This window comes from Streptomyces argenteolus (assembly GCF_042902585.1).
In the GTDB taxonomy this organism is placed as follows: Bacteria; Actinomycetota; Actinomycetes; order Streptomycetales; family Streptomycetaceae; genus Streptomyces; species Streptomyces argenteolus.
This window is the reverse complement of sequence record NZ_JBIBEG010000004.1, coordinates 544,982-561,891: the sequence shown is the minus strand read 5'-3', so window position 1 is coordinate 561,891 and position 16,910 is coordinate 544,982. Positions and strand designations below refer to the sequence as shown.

Below are 16,910 nucleotides of genomic sequence, written 5' to 3'. Positions count from 1 at the left end.
GCATCCCCGCGCGTGCGAAGGGCGGGGTTCGCCGAGCGCCAGGTGGAGGTCGCGGCCGTCGCGTCGGTACCTTGCCGCGTGCGCCCGGGGGCGGTTTGCGGCGGCGACGGGTGCGCGGGCCCCCGGGGTGACGCTCCGTAGGCTGTCCGGCCGCCCGGGATGCGCCGGAGCGTGCCGGAAGGCAGCGTGGGGGAGTGCCGCAGCTGCCGAGAGTCCAGTGGATCCCCGTGGGTCTCATCGTCATGGCCGTGGTGCTCGACCTGGTCACCCCGCACGAGGTGACCTCGGCGCCGCTCCTCATGGCGGCGCCCGTCGCGGCGGCGCCACTCTGCGGCGTCCGCGGGATCATCGGTGTGGGCCTGGCCTCGATGGGCGTACACGCGTTCCTCGCCTGGATCGACGGGACCTTCGGCTGGCACGCCGGCGCGGCCAACCAGACCGCTCTCGCGGCACTCACCGTCCTCGCCGTCCTGATCCACCGCACGCTGCGCAGGCAGGACGCCCGCACCCGGCGCGCCCAGTACGTCGCGGCGGTCGCGCAGCAGGCCGTGCTGCCTGACCCGCCCTCGCGCCTGGGGGACCTGCGCATCGACGCGCGGTACGTCCCCGCGGAGAGCGAGGCCGCGATCGGCGGTGATCTGTACGTGGTGCAGAGCACGCCGTTCGGCATCCGCGTCATGGTCGGTGACGTGCGGGGGAAGGGGCTCGGGGCGGTCAGGGCCGTCAGCGCCGATCTCGGGGCCTTCCGTTACGCGGCGGACGAGGCCGAGGACCTTTCGCAGCTGGTGGACCGGCTGGAACGGGCCCTTCTGCGTGAGGGCGACCGACGCGGCGGACAGGAGCAGCAGGAAGGCTTCACCACCGCGCTCGTCGCGGAGCTCTCCGCCGACCTGGGTGTCGTGCGCCTGGTCAACCGTGGCCACCCGCCGCCGGTACTCCTGGACGCGAAGGGCCGCGCCACGCTCCTGGAGCCGTCCGAGGAGGCACCCCCGCTGGGAATGGGGGCCCTGGGCACCTGGTCCGCTCCGGTCGACAGCTACGCGTTCCCGGCCGGGGCCACCCTGCTCTGTTACACGGACGGGGTCACCGAGTCCAGGGACCCGGACGGAGTCTTCTACGACCCCGTCGCCCGCCTGCCGATCGCGCTCGGCAGGACGGCGCGCTCCCGCCACCGCCTGACGCCGGGACAGATCCTGGACACCCTGATCGAGGACGTCCGGCGGCACAGCGGCGGCCGGCCGCAGGACGACCAGGCAGTGCTCGCACTGCACCGCGCACGCCCCGAAGCCTGACGGCGGCCCCCTCGGGACGCCGTGCTGTCCTCCGCTCTCCCTTGAGGCCAAACCGGTCATACGTCGTAATTTGGGGCACCCATAAGGCGCACATTGACGCTCTCAAAGAGATTCGTATACTGACGAAGCCCAAGTGGGCAGCGACAATGGACATCTTGAGATGGGTTGGTTCCTGATGAACTCGGAGCCGGGCGGCAGCCTCAGCCGACGGAACGTGCTGCGGATCGCTGGAGCGGGCATGGGTCTGCTGGCCGCTTCGGGTGTGCTGGCCGCCTGTGCGCCACAGCCTGACGGCGCCGAGGACGGCGCCGGGACCGGGTCCGGGGCCCAGGGCGCCGACGCGACGATCGGCCTCCTCACGCTGGCGCTGCCGTCGTCCCTGTCCAGCCTCGACGTGGGCCGCGAGTCCGGCGTGCTGAACTATCTCGTCGCGGCACTCGCTCAGGAGTCCCTGCTGTCCGTCAGCCCGTCGGGCGAGCTGGGACCTGGTCTCGCCGCTGCCTGGAAGCAGCCGGACGCCCGGACGTACGTCTACACCCTGCGCCGGGGAGTCGTCTTCTCGGACGGCACCCCCTTCACCGCCGACGACGTGGTCGCCTCCATCGAGGCCATCCGTGATCCGGACAACGGCTCCGCGCTCTCGTACGCCTACGCGGGCGTCAGCTCGGTCAGGGCCACCGGCGACCTCGAGGTGACCATCCGTCTCACGGCTCCGGACGCGATGTTCGCCTGGACCACCACGGCGGGCGGCCTCCTCGTCAGCAGCCGTGCCTTCCTCACCCGCAACAAGGGCAAGGTCGGTACGGCGCAGACCCTGCTCCTCGGCACGGGCCCCTACAGGATCACCGAGTTCGCGGCCGACGACCACGTGCTGCTGGAGCGCAACGACGCCTGGTGGGGCGAGAAGCCCGCCGTGCGGAAGATCAAGCTCTCCTTCGTGCCGGACGCCGGCACCCGGCTCGTGGCGATGAAGTCCGGCGCCGTGGACGGCGCGCTCGGCCTGGCGTCGGACGAGGCACGCAGCTGGGAATCGGCCGCGCGCGTCACGTACACCGGCGACCGCTCGGTCGTCTCCCTGGCCTTCGACACCACCAAGGCCCCCTTCGACGACATCCACGTCCGCCGCGCCTTCGCCCACGCGGCCGACCGCGCGGGCATGGTGAAGGGGCTGCTGCACGGCAAGGCCGAGGTGGCCGATGCCCTGCCGTCCCCCGACATGTGGGGCGACCTCATGCCGGCGGGCGACGTGCGCTCCGGCTACGGGGCGATCCCCGTCCCCTCCTTCGACCTGGACGCCGCCCGTGCGGAACTGGCCAGGTCCTCGGCGAAGGGCGGCTTCACGGCGGAGCTGCACTACCCCGGCAGCGGGCCGCAGCTCGGCAAGGCGGCCCTGGCCCTCGCCGCGTCGCTGAAGAAGATCGGCATCACGCTGGAGGTCAAGGAGATCACCCTCGAACAGTGGGTGTCGGAGCTCGGGTCCGGTGAGCAGCCGCTCCAGTTCCTCTGGTACTTCCCCGTCACGGGCGATCCGGCGGAGCTCGCCGACCCGTATCTCAACGCGGCCGCCACCGCCACGAACATCGCCCACTACGACAACGCCGCAGTGAACTCGGCGCTCGACAGCGCCAAGAAGTCCACGGACCCGGCGGAGCGCGGGAAGCTGCTCATGAAGGCGGTGCAGGAAGCCGGTCCCGATCTTCCCTACCTGCCGCTCTGGTGGGCCCAGAGCGCGACGGCGCTGTCGAAGGACCTCGTGCTCCCGGAGCAGGGCCCGTACGCGCTCATCGGCCCGTGGGCGACCCGCGTCCGCAGGGCGGCCTGACCCCTCGTCACCCCGGCCTGGGGCCTCGCCGGGCATCCCGGCAGGCCCCCTGGCAGGCCCGGCAGACCCCCTGCCGGGCGGACGGACGGGGCGGACACCCCGCCCGCCCCAGCACCACGAACGGAGACACATGACCGGCACTGTCGCGCCGGCGCAGCCCGCCGCGCTCACCGTGCGGCGCGCCCGCGAGGCGACGCTCCGGCTGACGCACCCGGTCGAAGCGCGAATCAGTCCCGACGGCCGTACGGTCGCGGTGACCTCCGCCGGCCCGCAGCGCACGGAACTGGTGCTGGCGGCCGTACCCGAGGCCCTCCGCGACGCACCGGGGTCGGCGGATCCGTCACCGGAGGCCCCCCGCGGCCACGACGTGGACCGTCACAGCCCGCGCTGGCTGCCCGACTCCCGGACCCTGCTGCACATCGCGGAAGCGACGGGCGGCGGCCACCCGGAGCTGGCCGCGCTGGACACGCGGACCGGAACCGTCCGCACCGTCGCCACGGCCCCCGGAGCGGTGGAGGAACTCCTCGTCTCCGACGACGGGACCCGGGCGCTGCTCCTGTGCGCGGAGGACGGTGCCGAGCGGGACGGGATGAATCTCGGACTGCCGGTGCGGCTCGGCCCCGCTCCCGTCCCCGAGCGCTTCGCCGCGGGCGGTGGCCGCCGCTCGGTCTGGACGGTCGAGCTGTCCGACGGATCGCTGCGGGCGGCGGGCCCGGCCGGGCTGACCGTGTGGAACGTTGCCTGGCGCGGCGGCGCCACCGCCGTCGCCACGGTCTCCGAGGAGACCCTGCCGGCCGGCTTCTACGACGCCCGGTTCGCCGAACTCGACCTGGTGGGCCGGACCGCACGCACGCTCCACACGCCGGACGGGCAGCTCGCCGCGCCCGCCCTCTCCGCCGACGGGCGGCTGGCGGCGGTGTGCGAAGGGATCTCGATCGTCTCCGGGCGGCCTCTCGTGGTGGACCTGGTCACCGGCGGCGTACGTGCGCAGGAGGAGGTCGACGACGCCACCTGGCTCCAGTTCGACGATCACGCCGCCCCGGGAACCCTGTGGTTCGCGGGGTGGGACGGCACCGGCTCCCGGGTGGGCCACGACGGGACCTGCCGCTGGTCCGGCGAGGTGACCCTGAGCGGCGCCGGCTTCCAGCCCGCATTGTCCCTCGACGCCTCGGGGCGCGTGGCCGCGACCGTCCTGGACGCACCGGGACGCCCGGCCGAGGCGGTCGTCGCACGGACGTACGGCCACGGCGCCTGGGACTGGACGGCGGTCACCTCCCTCAACTCCGAGGCGCAGGACGGCCCGGCCGGGCCCCTGCGCACCACAGCGACGACCTGGAGCTCCGGCGACGGCCGTCCGGTCCGGGGACTCCTGGTCCAGGCGGACCAGGACCGCGCGGCGTCGCCCCGGCCTCTGGCGGTGCTCGTGCACGGAGGCCCGGCCTGGCTCTGGTCCTCGATGTACGCGCCCGGAGACGTGCTCGGCCTGGCCCCCGCGCTGGCCGCCGCGGGCTACCTCGTCCTGCTGCCCAACCCGCGTGGCAGCAGCGGGGCGGGCCGGGAGCACGCACGGGCGGTCGTCGGAGACGTCGGCGGGGGCGACCTCGACGACGTGCTCTGCGGAGTGCGCCACATCGTCGCCGAAGGCCTCGCCGACCCACGACGCGTCGCCGTGCTCGGCCACAGCTACGGCGGGCACCTCGCCGCCCTCGCAGCCGCCAGGACCGATGTGTTCGGGGCGGCCGTGGTCGTGTCGGCCCCCACCGACTGGCTCAGCTTCACGCACACCAGCACCATCGGCGGCGGTTACGACCGCACCTACCGCATCGGCTCCCCGCAGGACCCGATGGAGTGGTGCCGGCGGTCCGCGGTCTTCGCCCACGGCGGCAGCGGAACGCCGACGCTGATCCTGCACGGTGCCGAGGACCGGGTCACTCCGGTGGGCCAGGCCCACGAGCTGTACCGCTCACTGGTGCGCGCCGGCCGGGCGCCGACGGAACTGCTGGTGTACGCGGGCGAGGGGCACGAGTTCACCGAGCCGGACCACGTCCTCGACGCCGTCACCCGCGTCGCGGAATGGCTCGACACCCATCTCGGCGGGGCCGACGCGGCGCCGCCGCCCACAGCCGCCGCCCAGGGACCGGTCTCCCCCGGACCGGACCCCGGTGCGGCTTCCCCGGCCGTGCCGGAGCGCGACATACCCCGGTCGACCTCCGGCACGGCCGACACCTCGTCCTCCGGCACGTCCGAGGAGGGCCGATGACCGCCGTCTGCGCGGGCGCACGTCTGCGCGCCGGACTGCCGCTCGGCTTCGTACTCCGCAGGGTCGCGGGCACGGCGGTCCTGCTTCTCGTCCTGTCCGTCGCCGTCTTCGCCCTGCTCCAGGCCGCCCCCGGCGACCCCGCGCAGACCCTGCTCGGCCCGCGCAGCGCGACGCCCGAGGCGCTCTCCGCCGTGCGGGCGCGTCACCACCTCGACAGTCCGCTGGCGGCCCAGTACGGGTACTGGCTCAGCGACGCCGTCCGGCTCGACCTGGGTACCTCCATCCGCACCGGGGAGAGCGTCGCCTCCGCGATCGGCGACCGGCTCGCCCTTACCGGCCAGCTGGTCGGCCTCGGCCTGCTCGTCGCCCTCGTGCTGGGACTCCCGCTGGGTGTCCTGGCCGGGGTGCGCAACCGCCGGACGGCCGATCGGACCGTCCAGAGCCTCGCTGTCGTGGCCCTGTCCACACCCGCCTTCGCCGGTGGTCTGGTCCTCATCTACGTCTTCTCGCTGATGCTGGGCTGGTTCCCCGCGTACGGGCCGGGCGAAGGCTCGGGCGGCGACCGCCTCGCGCACCTCGTGCTGCCCGGCGTGGCCCTCGGCCTGGCGGTCACCGCGGTGCTGCTGAAACTCACCCGGGCCGCCGTCGTAGGCGAACTGGAGCGTGAACACGTCACATTCGCCCGCGCCCGGGGCGTACGCGAACGGGACATCCTGCTCCACTACGTACTGCGCGGCACCCTGGTCCCCGTACTCACCGGCGTGAGCCTCGTCATCGCCTATCTCCTCGCCGGGACCGTCATGGTGGAGCAGGTCTTCGCCCTCCCGGGCCTCGGTTCGCTCCTCGTCGACTCGGTCACCTTCCGCGACGTGCCCGTCGTGCAGGCGGAGGCGCTCCTGCTCGCCGCCCTCGTCTGCGTCGCCAACCTCGTCACCGATCTCGCCCAGCCCCTGCTGGACCCGCGACTGCGGTCGGCCCCCGCGCCGAAGGCGCCGCGCCCCGGGGCTCCGGCCGTGCGGGACGTGCCGGGGCCCGCCGTGTCCGGCGCACCCGAGAAGGTCGGCCGATGAAGAACCGCCCGCGCCTCTTCCCCCGCATCTCCCCGTCGGCTCTGTTCGGCAGCACCGTGGTGCTCCTGCTGGTTCTGGCCGCCGCCCTCGGACAGGTGCTGCTGCCCGGCTGGGACACCCAGGACCTGGCCACCGGCGTCACGATGCCCGGGGGCGGGCACCTGCTGGGGACCGACGAACTGGGACGTGACATCGCACAGATGGTGGTCGCCGGCGCGCGCTCCACGCTCGCCGGCGCGGCCCTGGTGGCGGTCGGCTCGATGGTCATCGGCAACATCCTGGGGCTGCTCGCCGGCTACCGGGGCGGCTGGGCGGACGTCCTGGTCCGACGGTGGGCCGACCTGCTGCTCGCGCTTCCCGCGCTGCTGGTGACGATCGTCGTCGCCGGGATCGGCGGAGGCGGCTACGCCCTCGCGGTCGGCGTCCTGGTGGTGCTCACCTCGCCGGCCGACATCCGCCTGGTCAGGTCCGCAGTCCTGGAACAGCGCCACCGCGCCTACGTCGAGGCCGCCGAGACGCTCGGGCTGTCGCGGTTCGCCGTGATGACCCGGCACATCTGGCCGAACGTGCTGCCCGTGGCCGTGGCCAACGCCCTGCTCAACTTCGCGGGCGCCGTCGTCGCGCTCAGCTCGCTCTCCTTCCTCGGCCTCGGCGTGCCGCCCGGGGCCCCCGACTGGGGGCGGATGCTCTCCGAGAACCGCACCCTGCTCTACGACAACCCGTCCGCCGCGCTGGCGCCCGCCGTCCTCATCGTCGTGGCGGCCGTGGCACTGAATCTCCTCGGCGACCGGCTGTTCGAGGCGTTCTCCGACCGAGGGAGGTCCTGATGACAGCGCACCGGGCGACCGCGTCCGCCGTTCCCGGCGGAACCGCCGAACCGGGCGAGCACCCGCTCGCCGGCCGGGCACCGGAATCCGGCGGGCCCCTGCTCGTCGTGGACGGGCTGCGGGTCGCCGCGACGGCGGGTCGCGACGGTCCTGTCCCCATCCTCGACGGAGTCTCGCTGACCGTCGGCCGGGGCGAGTGCGTCGGCATCGTCGGGGAGTCGGGAAGCGGCAAGTCACTGGCGATGCGTGCCGTGGCCGGGCTGCTGCCTGCCGGCACGGCCGTCACCGGCGGCGCGGTGCGGATCGCCGGCGAGGAGGTGCTGGAGCTCACCTCGCGAGCCCGTCACGCCCTGCGCGGACGCCGGGTCACCCTGCTGATGCAGGACCCGTTCACGATGCTGCATCCCCAGCTGACCTGCGGACGTCAGATCGCCGACGGGCTGCGGGAGCGCCACGGGGTCCTGGGTGGCCGCCGGAACGCCGGGGCCCGGCGCGCCGAGGTGGCCCGTCGGCTGGCAGAGGTGGGTCTCGGCCCCGAGATCGCCGAGCGGTATCCGCACGAACTGTCGGGCGGCATGCGCCAGCGCGTCGCCGCCGCCGCGGCGCTCGCCGGAGACCCCGAACTGCTGATCGCCGACGAACCCACGACGGCGCTCGACGCCGCGAACCAGCAGGCCGTACTGGACCTGCTGCGCGGACTGCAGCGTGACCGGGGCATGGGGCTGGTACTGATCAGCCACGACCTGCGCGTCGCGTTCTCCGCCTGCGACCGGGTGTACGTCCTCTACGCGGGCGCGGTGCTGGAGCACGGCCGGCCGGCCGAGCTGGAGGCGGCGCCCTCCCACCCGTACACGGCCGGACTGCTGGCCTCCGAGCCCTCGGTCCGCACCCGTTTCGCCGAACTGCCCGCCCTGCCCGGCTCCGTGCCGCCGCCCGGCCGTCGTGGCGGCGGCTGCCCGTTCGCCGCACGGTGCGCGTACGCGGCTCCCGAGTGCGGGACCACGCCCCTCGCGCTGAGGACCGTGACCGGGGACCGCCGGTCCGCCTGTCTCCGCCTGGAGGAGATCGGCGACGCGCTCACGGCGCCGGGAGACCGGCGGCCCGCCGGCGGCGAGGCTGCCGCCCCCGCGGAGAACGGGGAACCGGCACTGGCCGTCACCTCCGTGCACCGCACGTTCCGCTCGTCGGGCGGTGACCACGAGGCGCTGCGGGACGTGAGCCTCACCGTCGCGCCCGGTTCGGTGGTGGCGCTGGTGGGGGAGTCCGGCTCGGGAAAGACCACGCTCGCGCGGATCGCCATCGGACTGGAGACGTTCGACGGCGGAAGCGTGCGCACCGGAGGCATCGCCCTGCCGGCCGGCCGCCGGCCCGGCACGGCGGACCGGCGCAGGCTGGCCGGAAAGGCGCAGATCGTCTTCCAGGACCCGTACTCCTCGCTGAACCCCCTGCGCACGGTGGGCGCGACCCTGCGCGAGGCGCTGGCCGCCCGAACGGGAGGGCGTGTCCGTGACGTCGCGGGGGCGGACGTGGACGCCCTGCTCTCCCAGGTGGGCCTGCCGCTGCCGTACGCCTCCCGCCGTCCCGCCGCACTCTCGGGCGGCGAACGGCAGCGGGTCGCGCTGGCCCGGGCCCTGGCGGCCAGGCCCGGCCTGCTCATCTGCGACGAGGCGGTGGCGGCCCTCGACGTCTCGGTCCAGGCCCAGCTGCTGAACCTGCTCGACTCGCTGCGGCGCAGTGAGGGCTTCGCCATCCTGTTCATCACCCACGACCTCGCCGTGGTGCGGCAGATAGCCGACCGGGTGGCGGTGATGTATCAGGGGCGGGTCGTCGAGGAGGGCGGTGTCTCCGAGGTGCTCGACGCGCCGCGGCACCCGTGGACCCGCCGGATGCTCGACGCGCTGCCGGCCCGTGCGCCCGGCGGCGGGCCGACGGGCGGCGGCGAGGGCTGACGGCCCGACAGACACACCGCTAGAGTGGTGCGCTGACCTGCGCCTACCCGAGACCGCGAGGAGGAACGCGACGGTGGAGACACCCAGCACGGCGACACTGCCCGCGCCGACGCGCCCACAGACTCCGCCCGCCGCGCCCGGTACCGTGCGCGCGTCACTGGCGTCTAACCTCAACCGCCGCCGGCTGGCCCGCGGTCTCAGCCTGCGCGAACTGTCGGCGGCCACGGGCGTCAGCAAGGGACTGCTCTCGCAGATCGAGCGCGCCGAGGCGAACCCGACGGTGGACGTGCTCGTCAGGATCGCCGACGTCCTGGAGGTCGGCGCCACGGATCTGCTGCGGCAGCCGATGCTCCGTCCCGAGATCGTCCGGGCCGGGGACCTCCACGAGCCGGACGACGAGACCTCGGTCAACCTGCTCTTCGCCGGCCGGGGAGAGGGCCGCATCGAGATCTACCGGTCGCGGCTGCACCCCCACGACACCAGCCAGGTGAGCTCGCACGGCACGGATTCGGTCGAGTACGTGACCGTGCTGTCCGGCCGGGCGACCCTGGTGGTGGACGACGTGCCCCACCAGCTGGAGACGGGCGACACCGCGCGGTTCTCCGGGCTCAGTGCGCATTACTACACGACGCAGGACTCTCCGGCCGTGACGCAGACGATCGTGAGTTACCCCGGCGACTGACGGACCGTAGAGCTCACCGGGCGGGCAGGTGCCCGGCGCGGGCGGTCCCGGCCGGGCACCTCGGGGTCAGGCGTTGCCGACGGCGGCGCCGTCCGGCGCCCGCCGCGCACCCGCGGGCGTCACGTCCTCGTCACGTCGCGAACGGTGGGCCATCCAGGCGGCCACCAGCGCGCCCGAGATGTTGTGCCACACGGAGAACACCGCGGCCGGCAGAGCGGCCAGCGGACTGAAATGGGCGGTGGCCAGCGAGGCGGCGAGCCCGGAGTTCTGCATGCCGACCTCGAAGGCCATGGCGCGGCTGGCGGGCCGGCCGAGCCGGGCGGCCTTGCCCGCGGCGTATCCGAGAGCGAGTCCCAGGCCGTTGTGCAGGACCACGGCGATCAGGACGGTGAGTGCGGCCGACTTGATCATGTCGGCGCTGCCCGCCACGACGGCGCACACGATCGCGGCGACGGCCAGCGACGACAGCCACGGCATGACGCCCAGCACCCGGTCCACCAGACGGCCGGCGACGAGCCGCACCACCAGGCCCCCGAGAACCGGGAGCAGTACCGTCTTGAGAATGTCCGTGATCATGGAGCCCGCGTCCACGGGCAGGTACGAGCCGGCCAGCAGCAGCGTCAGAGGGGGCGTCACCAGGGGGGCGACCAGGGTGGAGACGGTCGCCACGGACACCGACAGCGCCACGTCGCCGCGGGCGAGGAAGGTCACGACGTTCGACGCCGTGCCGCTCGGTGCGCAGCCGACCAGGATCAGCCCGGCCGCCAGCTGCGGGGGCAGCCCCAGCAGATGGGCGATGACCCAGCCGAGTCCCGGCATGATCACGTAGTGCGCGACCAGGCCGATCGCGACAGCCCACGGCCGTCTCGCCACCCCCCTGAAGTCGAGTGGGGTCATCGTCAGCCCCATGCAGAACATGACGACGCCGAGAAGGTAGGGGACCGATTCGGTCCAGCCGGCGAACGTGCCGGGAGTGAGGAGACCGGCTGCACCCGCCACGAGCACGAGGACGGGGAAGACCGTGACGGCGCGCCTCGCCCCCTTGTCGTCGGATGCGGTGTGATCAGGGGTTATCTGTTCGTTCTGCACAGGCGCGATGAGACGCCGTATGCCCCGGGCTCCGCAAACTCGTCTCGGAATACGGACGAGATGTCCAGGATGCGGCGCCGTCGACAGCCTCCGGGCGCCGCGCGATCACTTGCCCGAGCCGACCGGATCCACCGTGACCCGGTGGGTGGTGCCGGCCTCCACGGGGACGGCGACGGCGAGCGGCATGCGGTGCGCGTGGGTCTCGTTCGGTGGGGTCACCAGGGCCGAGGTGAAGGTGGCACCCGACCCGTCACCGGGGCCGGGCGGGAAGTGCAGGGAGAAGTTGGTCCGCTCCCCGGGCGCCAGGGTGACGGGCGGGGCGGACCGGTCGCTGCGCTCCGCGCTCACGTTGCCGTCCTTGCCCACCAGGTCCAGCCCCGGGAATCCGCGCATGGAGCAGGAGGCGGAGCCCGTGTTCCGCAGATTGATCAGTACCTCACCCTCCGCCATTCCCCCGGAACTGCTGAAGGAGAGGTCCGAGGTCCGGCACGCGCCGTCCGCCACCCGCGGGGTGCCGGACGCGGAGGCCTGGGTGTCACCTCCGCCGGCCGCTTCCGTCGTCTTCGCGGCGCCGGGGCTTCCGGCGCCGCCGTCGGGGGAGGGCGGCGTGTCCGGGGTGGCCGACGCGGACGCGCCGGCGGGTGCGCTGTCGGATGTGCCGTCACCTTCGCACGCGGTGAGGGAGAGTGCGGCAGCCGCGGCGGCGGCGATGACGGCGGATGTCCTGCGAAGACGCATGATGTCCCCTGGGGTGAGAGGCGTCGAGTACTCCGCGCGAACACGTGCACAGGTGGGGCACGCGATACACGCGCGGACGGTTGCGGGCCGGCCGAAGGTCGTCGTACGTCGAAGGGCGCCGCCTCCAAGAAGGCTCGTGCCCGCTCGTGGGCGCGCCATGCGTCATACCGGGCGCAGCGGTGGCCGCGGCACGGGACTGTTTCGCCGTGCCGCGCGGGGGACATGCTTCCGCTCATGACACGGAGCCGTGACGCACTGGAGTGGACGCTGAGGAGCGAGCGCCCCGGGCCGGCGGGGTACCTGGACGTGCGGTGCCGCACCTATGTGCAGCCCGACGGCAGGGAGTCGGACTGGGACATCCTCCACGGTCCGCGCACGGTCGCCCTCGTGGCCTTCACCCCGGAGGGACGGGGCCTGCTCGTGCGCCAGTTCCGACCCGGCCCCGGCAAGGTGCTGGCGGAACTCCCCGGCGGCATGGTCGAGCCCGGCGAGGACGTGCTGCGCGCGGCGGAGCGGGAACTCCTGGAGGAGACCGGATACCGGGCGGGAACCGCCGAGGTCTTCCTGCGGACGTACCTGGCCTCCTTCGCCACCCACGTGCGGTACGGGGTGCTGGCGCGGGACTGCCGCCAGGTCGCCGACCCCACCCCCGACGCGGAGGAATTCCTCGAGCCGCTGGTGCTGGAGCGCGACGCCTACACGGCCCACCTCCTCGGCGGCGCGTACACGGACGCCGACCTCGGCCTCGCGGGCCTCGTCGCGGCGGGCCTTCTGCGTACGGGGAGCTGAGGCACCGGCCTGCGGCGGCCGGCCCGCCGTGGCGCCCGGGGTCTCCGCGGCCCCGCCGCGCCCGTGACGATCACCGTGGTGCAGGGTGGACGCCGGGTGCCGCCCAGGGCTGAGCCGATTCGCCCCACCCCTCGCATCGGAGAGTGCATCCGCATGAAGATCGTCGACGCCACGGTGGTCGTCACCAGCCCAGGCCGCAACTTCGTCACGCTCCGGGTGACGACCGACGAAGGGCCGACGGGACTGGGCGACGCCACGCTCAACGGCCGGGAACTGGCCGTGGTCAGCTACCTCAGCGACCATGTCATCCCCCTGCTCATCGGTCTCGACCCGCACCGCGTCGAGGACACGTGGCAGTCCCTGTACCGAGGTGCCTACTGGCGGCGCGGACCGGTGACGATGGCCGCCGTCGCCGCCGTCGACGTCGCCCTGTGGGACATCAAGGGCAAAGCCGCCGGGCTCCCGCTGTACCAGCTCCTCGGAGGCGCGAGCAGGGACCGCGTGCGCACCTACGGGCACGCCAACGGCAAGGACATCCCGGAACTGCTCGACTCGGTGCGGGCCCGTCTCGCCGAGGGGTACCAGGCCGTGCGCGTCCAGTCGGGCGTTCCCGGCCTCAAGGCCGTCTACGGGGTCCACACCACGCACGAGGACGGCTCCCCGGTGCTCCACCAGCAGGCCAGGCCCCTGGTCGAGGACTGGGACACCGACGCCTACCTGCGCCACGCTCCCGCCGTCTTCGAGGCGGTCCGCGCGGAGTTCGGGGAGGAACTGCCGCTTCTCCACGACGCGCACCACCGGCTCACGCCCGTCCAGGCGGCGCGGCTCGGCAAGGACCTGGAGCCGTACCGGCCGTTCTGGCTGGAGGACTGTACGCCCGCGGAGAACCAGGAGGCCTTCCGTCTGATACGCCGGCACACCACCACACCGCTGGCGGTGGGCGAGGTCTTCAACACGGTCCACGACTACCAGACGCTCATCACGGAGCAGCTGATCGACTACGTCAGGTCGGCCGTCACCCACTTCGGCGGCATCACCCCGCTCCGAAAGCTGGCCGACCTCGCCGCGCTCCACCAGATCAAGACCGCCCCGCACGGACCCCAGGACATCTCTCCGGTCGGAATGGCGGCGGCCGTCCACCTCGATCTCGCCGTGCACAACTTCGGCATCCAGGAGTACGCGGGCCACGAGCCGCTCACGGACGAGGTCTTCCGGCACGCCTACACCTTCACCGACGGACACCTGCACCCCGGTGAGGCGCCCGGCATCGGCGTGGAGCTCGACACGAAGGCGGCGGCGGCCCACCCGTACGACGCGGCGTACCTGCCGGTCAACCGCCTCCAGGACGGCACGGTCCACGACTGGTGAACCCGGCCGGGCGTGGCTCGGACCGTGGCGGTGGGTGAGGCGTGTCTCACCGGGCCGCCTCCGCTTGCTATGCAACGAATTGCATAGAACCATCGGGGCATGGCGCTCGACCACGCGATCCTCGTCTCCCTGCTGGAACAGCCGGGCTCCGGCTACGAGCTGGCCCGGAGGTTCGAGCGGTCCATCGGCTACTTCTGGACCGCCACGCACCAGCAGATCTATCGCGTACTGAAACGCATGGAGAGCGACGGCCTGCTCGACGTCCGCGAGGTCCCGCAGGAGGGCAGGCCGGACAAGAAGGAGTACTCCGTCGCGGGGCCCGGCCGCGCGGCGCTCTCCCTGTGGCTGCACGAACCGATCGAACCCGAGAGCCTCCGGCACGATCTCGCCGTGAAGATCCGCGGAGCGGCCTTCGACGACCCGGCGGCACTGGTCCGCGAGGTCGAACGCCACCGCCAGGTCCACGGCGAACGGCTCGCGCACTACCTCGCGGGGGAACTGCGTGACTTCACCGGGCCCGAGGCCCCCGTCCCTCTCGACGCCGGTCAGGAACTGCAGCACGTCGTGCTGCGCGGCGGCATCGCGTACGAACGGATGACGGTCGCCTGGCTCGACGACGTCCTCGCCACGCTCGGCCGGCTCGGCCGTGGTGGCCCTCGCACCTGAACCACCCGCACCCTCCCACCCGTACCTCCTCCGGAAGGCGTACAGCCATGGCCGACCCGCTGCTGTTCAACCCGAGCACCTACGACCCGGCGCACTTCGACCCCGAGACACGCCGGCTGCTGCGCGCCACCGTCGACTGGTTCGAGGAGCGCGGCAAGCGCCGGCTCGTCGAGGACTACCGCTCCCGCGCCTGGCTGGGCGACTTCCTCGACTTCGCGGCGAAGGAGAGCCTGTTCGCCACCTTCCTCACCCCCGCGTCCGCGTCGGACGGCGAGGACCGGCGCTGGGACACGGCCCGGATCGCCGCGCTCAACGAGATCCTCGGCTTCTACGGACTCGACTACTGGTACGCCTGGCAGGTGACCATCCTCGGGCTCGGACCCGTGTGGCAGAGCGACAACGCCGCCGCCCGCAGCCGCGCGGCCCAGCTCCTGTCCGAGGGCGAGGTGTTCGCGTTCGGCCTGTCGGAGAAGGCACACGGCGCCGACATCTACTCCACCGACATGCTCCTGGAGCCGGACGGCGACGGCGGCTTCCGGGCGACCGGATCCAAGTACTACATAGGCAACGGCAACGCCGCCGGACTCGTCTCCGTCTTCGGCCGCCGCACCGACGCCGAGGGCCCGGACGGCTACGTCTTCTTCGCGGCCGACAGCCGCCACCCTGCCTACCACCTGGTGAAGAACGTCGTCGACTCCTCCAAGTACGTCAGCGAGTTCCGCCTCGACGGCTACCCGGTCGGCCCCGACGACGTCCTGCACACGGGCCGCGCCGCCTTCGACGCCGCCCTCAACACCGTCAACGTGGGCAAGTTCAACCTCTGCACCGCCTCGATCGGCATCTGCGAGCACGCGATGTACGAGGCCGTGACCCACGCGAGCAACCGCATCCTCTACGGCCGCCCCGTGACGGCCTTCCCGCACGTACGCCGGGAGCTCGCCGACGCCTACGTCCGGCTCGTCGGCATGAAGCTGTTCAGCGACCGCGCCGTCGACTACTTCCGCTCGGCCGGCCCCGACGACCGCCGCTACCTGCTGTTCAACCCGATGACGAAGATGAAGGTGACCACGGAGGGCGAGAAGGTCATCGACCTCATGTGGGACGTCATCGCGGCCAAGGGCTTCGAGAAGGACACCTACTTCGCCCAGGCCGCCGTGGAGATCCGGAGCCTGCCCAAGCTGGAGGGCACGGTCCACGTCAACCTCGCCCTCATCCTGAAGTTCATGCGCAACCACCTGCTGGAGCCCGCGGACTACGCGCCCGTGGGGACCCGGCTGGACGCCGCGGACGACGCGTTCCTCTTCCGCCAGGGACCGGCCAGGGGGCTGGGCTCCGTCCGCTTCCACGACTGGCGCCCCGCCTACGACGCCTACGCCGGGGTGCCCAACGTCGCCCGCTTCCGCGAGCAGGCCGACGCCCTGTGCGACTTCGTCGCCCACGCGGCGCCCGGCGAGGAGCAGGCCCGCGATCTGGACTTCCTGCTCTCCGTCGGCCAGCTCTTCGCGCTGGTGGTGCACGGCCAGCTGATCCTGGAGCAGGCCAGGCTGACGGATCTGGACGAGGACGTGCTCGACGAGCTGTTCTCCGTCCTCGTGCGGGACTTCTCGGCGCACGCCGTCGAACTGCACGGCAAGGACTCCGCCACCGGGGAACAGCAGGCCTGGGCCCTTGCCGCGGTACGCCGTCCCGTCGTCGACACCGCGCGCGCCGCACGGATCTGGCAGCGCGTCGAGGCGCTGTCGGGGGCGTACGGGACGGCGCGATAGGCCGACCGGGGCATCGGGAGGGCTCCGGGCCGCTTCGACTCCGCTCACGGGGGCATATGGAAGTCCCGCGGCCGGATTCGGCCCCTGCCATGAGGAGATGACCATGGAAACGGTCTGGGCCTGTCCCGCACAGCTGAACCGCTCGCTGGACGACGACCTGATCGAGTACGCGGTGGAAGCCCAGGACGGAAACGTGGGCGTCGTCGTCAGGATCTCCCAGGTCCCGGGATTCGATCACCTGGTGGTCGACACCGGGGTCTGGAAGTTCGGCAGAAGCGTCGTCGTGCCCGCCGGCACGGTGACCGCCGTCGACGATCCCGCCCGTGTGGTCAGGGTCGGGTGCACCAGGGAGCAGATCAAGGAAGCCCCGCGCTTCGAGCGGGACCAGGACACGGGTGACCTCTTCTACCTGCGGAAGCTGGGCACGTACTACGAGTCCCTGGAGACCGCCCCGGAATGAGGGCGCATGCCGGCGCCGGGGGGGGGGCCCCCCCCCCCCCCCCCCCGGGGGGGGGGGGGCGGGGGCCCCCCCCCCGCGGGGGGGGGGCGGCCCCCCCCGCGGGGGGGGGGGGGGGGGGGGGGGGGGGGGCCG

At 73.2% G+C, this 16,910-nt stretch carries 14 protein-coding genes; 12 read left to right on the top strand and 2 right to left on the bottom strand.

Features of this window, described 5'->3' with window-relative positions; translation table 11 throughout:
* Positions 1 to 242: 242 nt before the first annotated feature.
* The 7 genes from ACFY8O_RS18410 (at position 243) to ACFY8O_RS18380 (ending at position 9,902) form a co-directional block, all read left to right on the top strand.
* Entirely contained in the window at positions 243 to 1,292 is a 1,050-nt protein-coding gene (locus tag ACFY8O_RS18410) for a PP2C family protein-serine/threonine phosphatase (protein WP_387903737.1), read from the top strand.
* A 160-nt stretch (positions 1,293 to 1,452) separates the two neighbouring features.
* Complete coding sequence (locus ACFY8O_RS18405; RefSeq protein WP_387903549.1) at positions 1,453 to 3,114, top strand: ABC transporter substrate-binding protein; 1,662 nt, start codon at positions 1,453 to 1,455, stop codon at positions 3,112 to 3,114.
* Between the two features lie 130 nt (positions 3,115 to 3,244).
* Positions 3,245 to 5,374 carry an alpha/beta hydrolase family protein gene (locus ACFY8O_RS18400; protein WP_387903546.1) on the top strand — a complete coding sequence of 710 codons (2,130 nt, stop codon included), beginning with the start codon at positions 3,245 to 3,247 and terminating at the stop codon, positions 5,372 to 5,374.
* Positions 5,371 to 6,444: an ABC transporter permease gene (locus ACFY8O_RS18395; RefSeq protein WP_387903543.1), complete on the top strand. Its 1,074-nt coding sequence runs from the start codon at positions 5,371 to 5,373 to the stop codon at positions 6,442 to 6,444. The genes ACFY8O_RS18400 and ACFY8O_RS18395 overlap by 4 nt, the downstream gene beginning before the upstream one ends.
* The gene (locus ACFY8O_RS18390; RefSeq protein WP_387903541.1) at positions 6,441 to 7,271 is read left to right on the top strand and encodes an ABC transporter permease; all 831 of its coding nucleotides are present in this window, start codon (positions 6,441 to 6,443) and stop codon (positions 7,269 to 7,271) included. Before ACFY8O_RS18395 ends, ACFY8O_RS18390 begins: the two co-directional genes overlap by 4 nt.
* Entirely contained in the window at positions 7,271 to 9,220 is a 1,950-nt protein-coding gene (locus tag ACFY8O_RS18385) for an ABC transporter ATP-binding protein (protein ID WP_387903539.1), read from the top strand. Before ACFY8O_RS18390 ends, ACFY8O_RS18385 begins: the two co-directional genes overlap by 1 nt.
* Positions 9,221 to 9,293: 73 nt before the next feature.
* Complete coding sequence (locus tag ACFY8O_RS18380) at positions 9,294 to 9,902, top strand: helix-turn-helix domain-containing protein (RefSeq protein ID WP_387903536.1); 609 nt, start codon at positions 9,294 to 9,296, stop codon at positions 9,900 to 9,902.
* 66 nt (positions 9,903 to 9,968) lie between these two features.
* On the opposite strand, the gene ACFY8O_RS18375 is transcribed toward ACFY8O_RS18380, so the two are convergent.
* Complete coding sequence (locus ACFY8O_RS18375) at positions 9,969 to 10,991, bottom strand: bile acid:sodium symporter family protein (RefSeq protein WP_387903534.1); 1,023 nt, start codon at positions 10,989 to 10,991, stop codon at positions 9,969 to 9,971.
* Between the two features lie 105 nt (positions 10,992 to 11,096).
* Positions 11,097 to 11,729 carry a DUF4232 domain-containing protein gene (locus ACFY8O_RS18370; RefSeq protein WP_387903531.1) on the bottom strand — a complete coding sequence of 211 codons (633 nt, stop codon included), beginning with the start codon at positions 11,727 to 11,729 and terminating at the stop codon, positions 11,097 to 11,099.
* Between the two features lie 234 nt (positions 11,730 to 11,963).
* On the opposite strand from ACFY8O_RS18370, the gene ACFY8O_RS18365 reads away from it, so the two are divergent.
* From ACFY8O_RS18365 to ACFY8O_RS18345, 5 genes are all read left to right on the top strand, one after another.
* Positions 11,964 to 12,518 carry an NUDIX hydrolase gene (locus tag ACFY8O_RS18365; protein WP_387903528.1) on the top strand — a complete coding sequence of 185 codons (555 nt, stop codon included), beginning with the start codon at positions 11,964 to 11,966 and terminating at the stop codon, positions 12,516 to 12,518.
* A 153-nt stretch (positions 12,519 to 12,671) separates the two neighbouring features.
* Positions 12,672 to 13,886 carry a D-mannonate dehydratase ManD gene (gene manD, locus ACFY8O_RS18360; RefSeq protein ID WP_387903526.1) on the top strand — a complete coding sequence of 405 codons (1,215 nt, stop codon included), beginning with the start codon at positions 12,672 to 12,674 and terminating at the stop codon, positions 13,884 to 13,886.
* Positions 13,887 to 13,985: 99 nt separating this feature from the next.
* Entirely contained in the window at positions 13,986 to 14,552 is a 567-nt protein-coding gene (locus ACFY8O_RS18355; RefSeq protein ID WP_387903523.1) for a PadR family transcriptional regulator, read from the top strand.
* Positions 14,553 to 14,599: 47 nt separating this feature from the next.
* The gene (locus ACFY8O_RS18350; RefSeq protein ID WP_387903520.1) at positions 14,600 to 16,318 is read left to right on the top strand and encodes an acyl-CoA dehydrogenase family protein; all 1,719 of its coding nucleotides are present in this window, start codon (positions 14,600 to 14,602) and stop codon (positions 16,316 to 16,318) included.
* 103 nt (positions 16,319 to 16,421) lie between these two features.
* Positions 16,422 to 16,778, top strand: a complete 357-nt coding sequence (locus tag ACFY8O_RS18345) for a hypothetical protein (protein WP_387903517.1) — start codon at positions 16,422 to 16,424, stop codon at positions 16,776 to 16,778.
* The last annotated feature ends 132 nt before the right edge of the window (positions 16,779 to 16,910 follow it).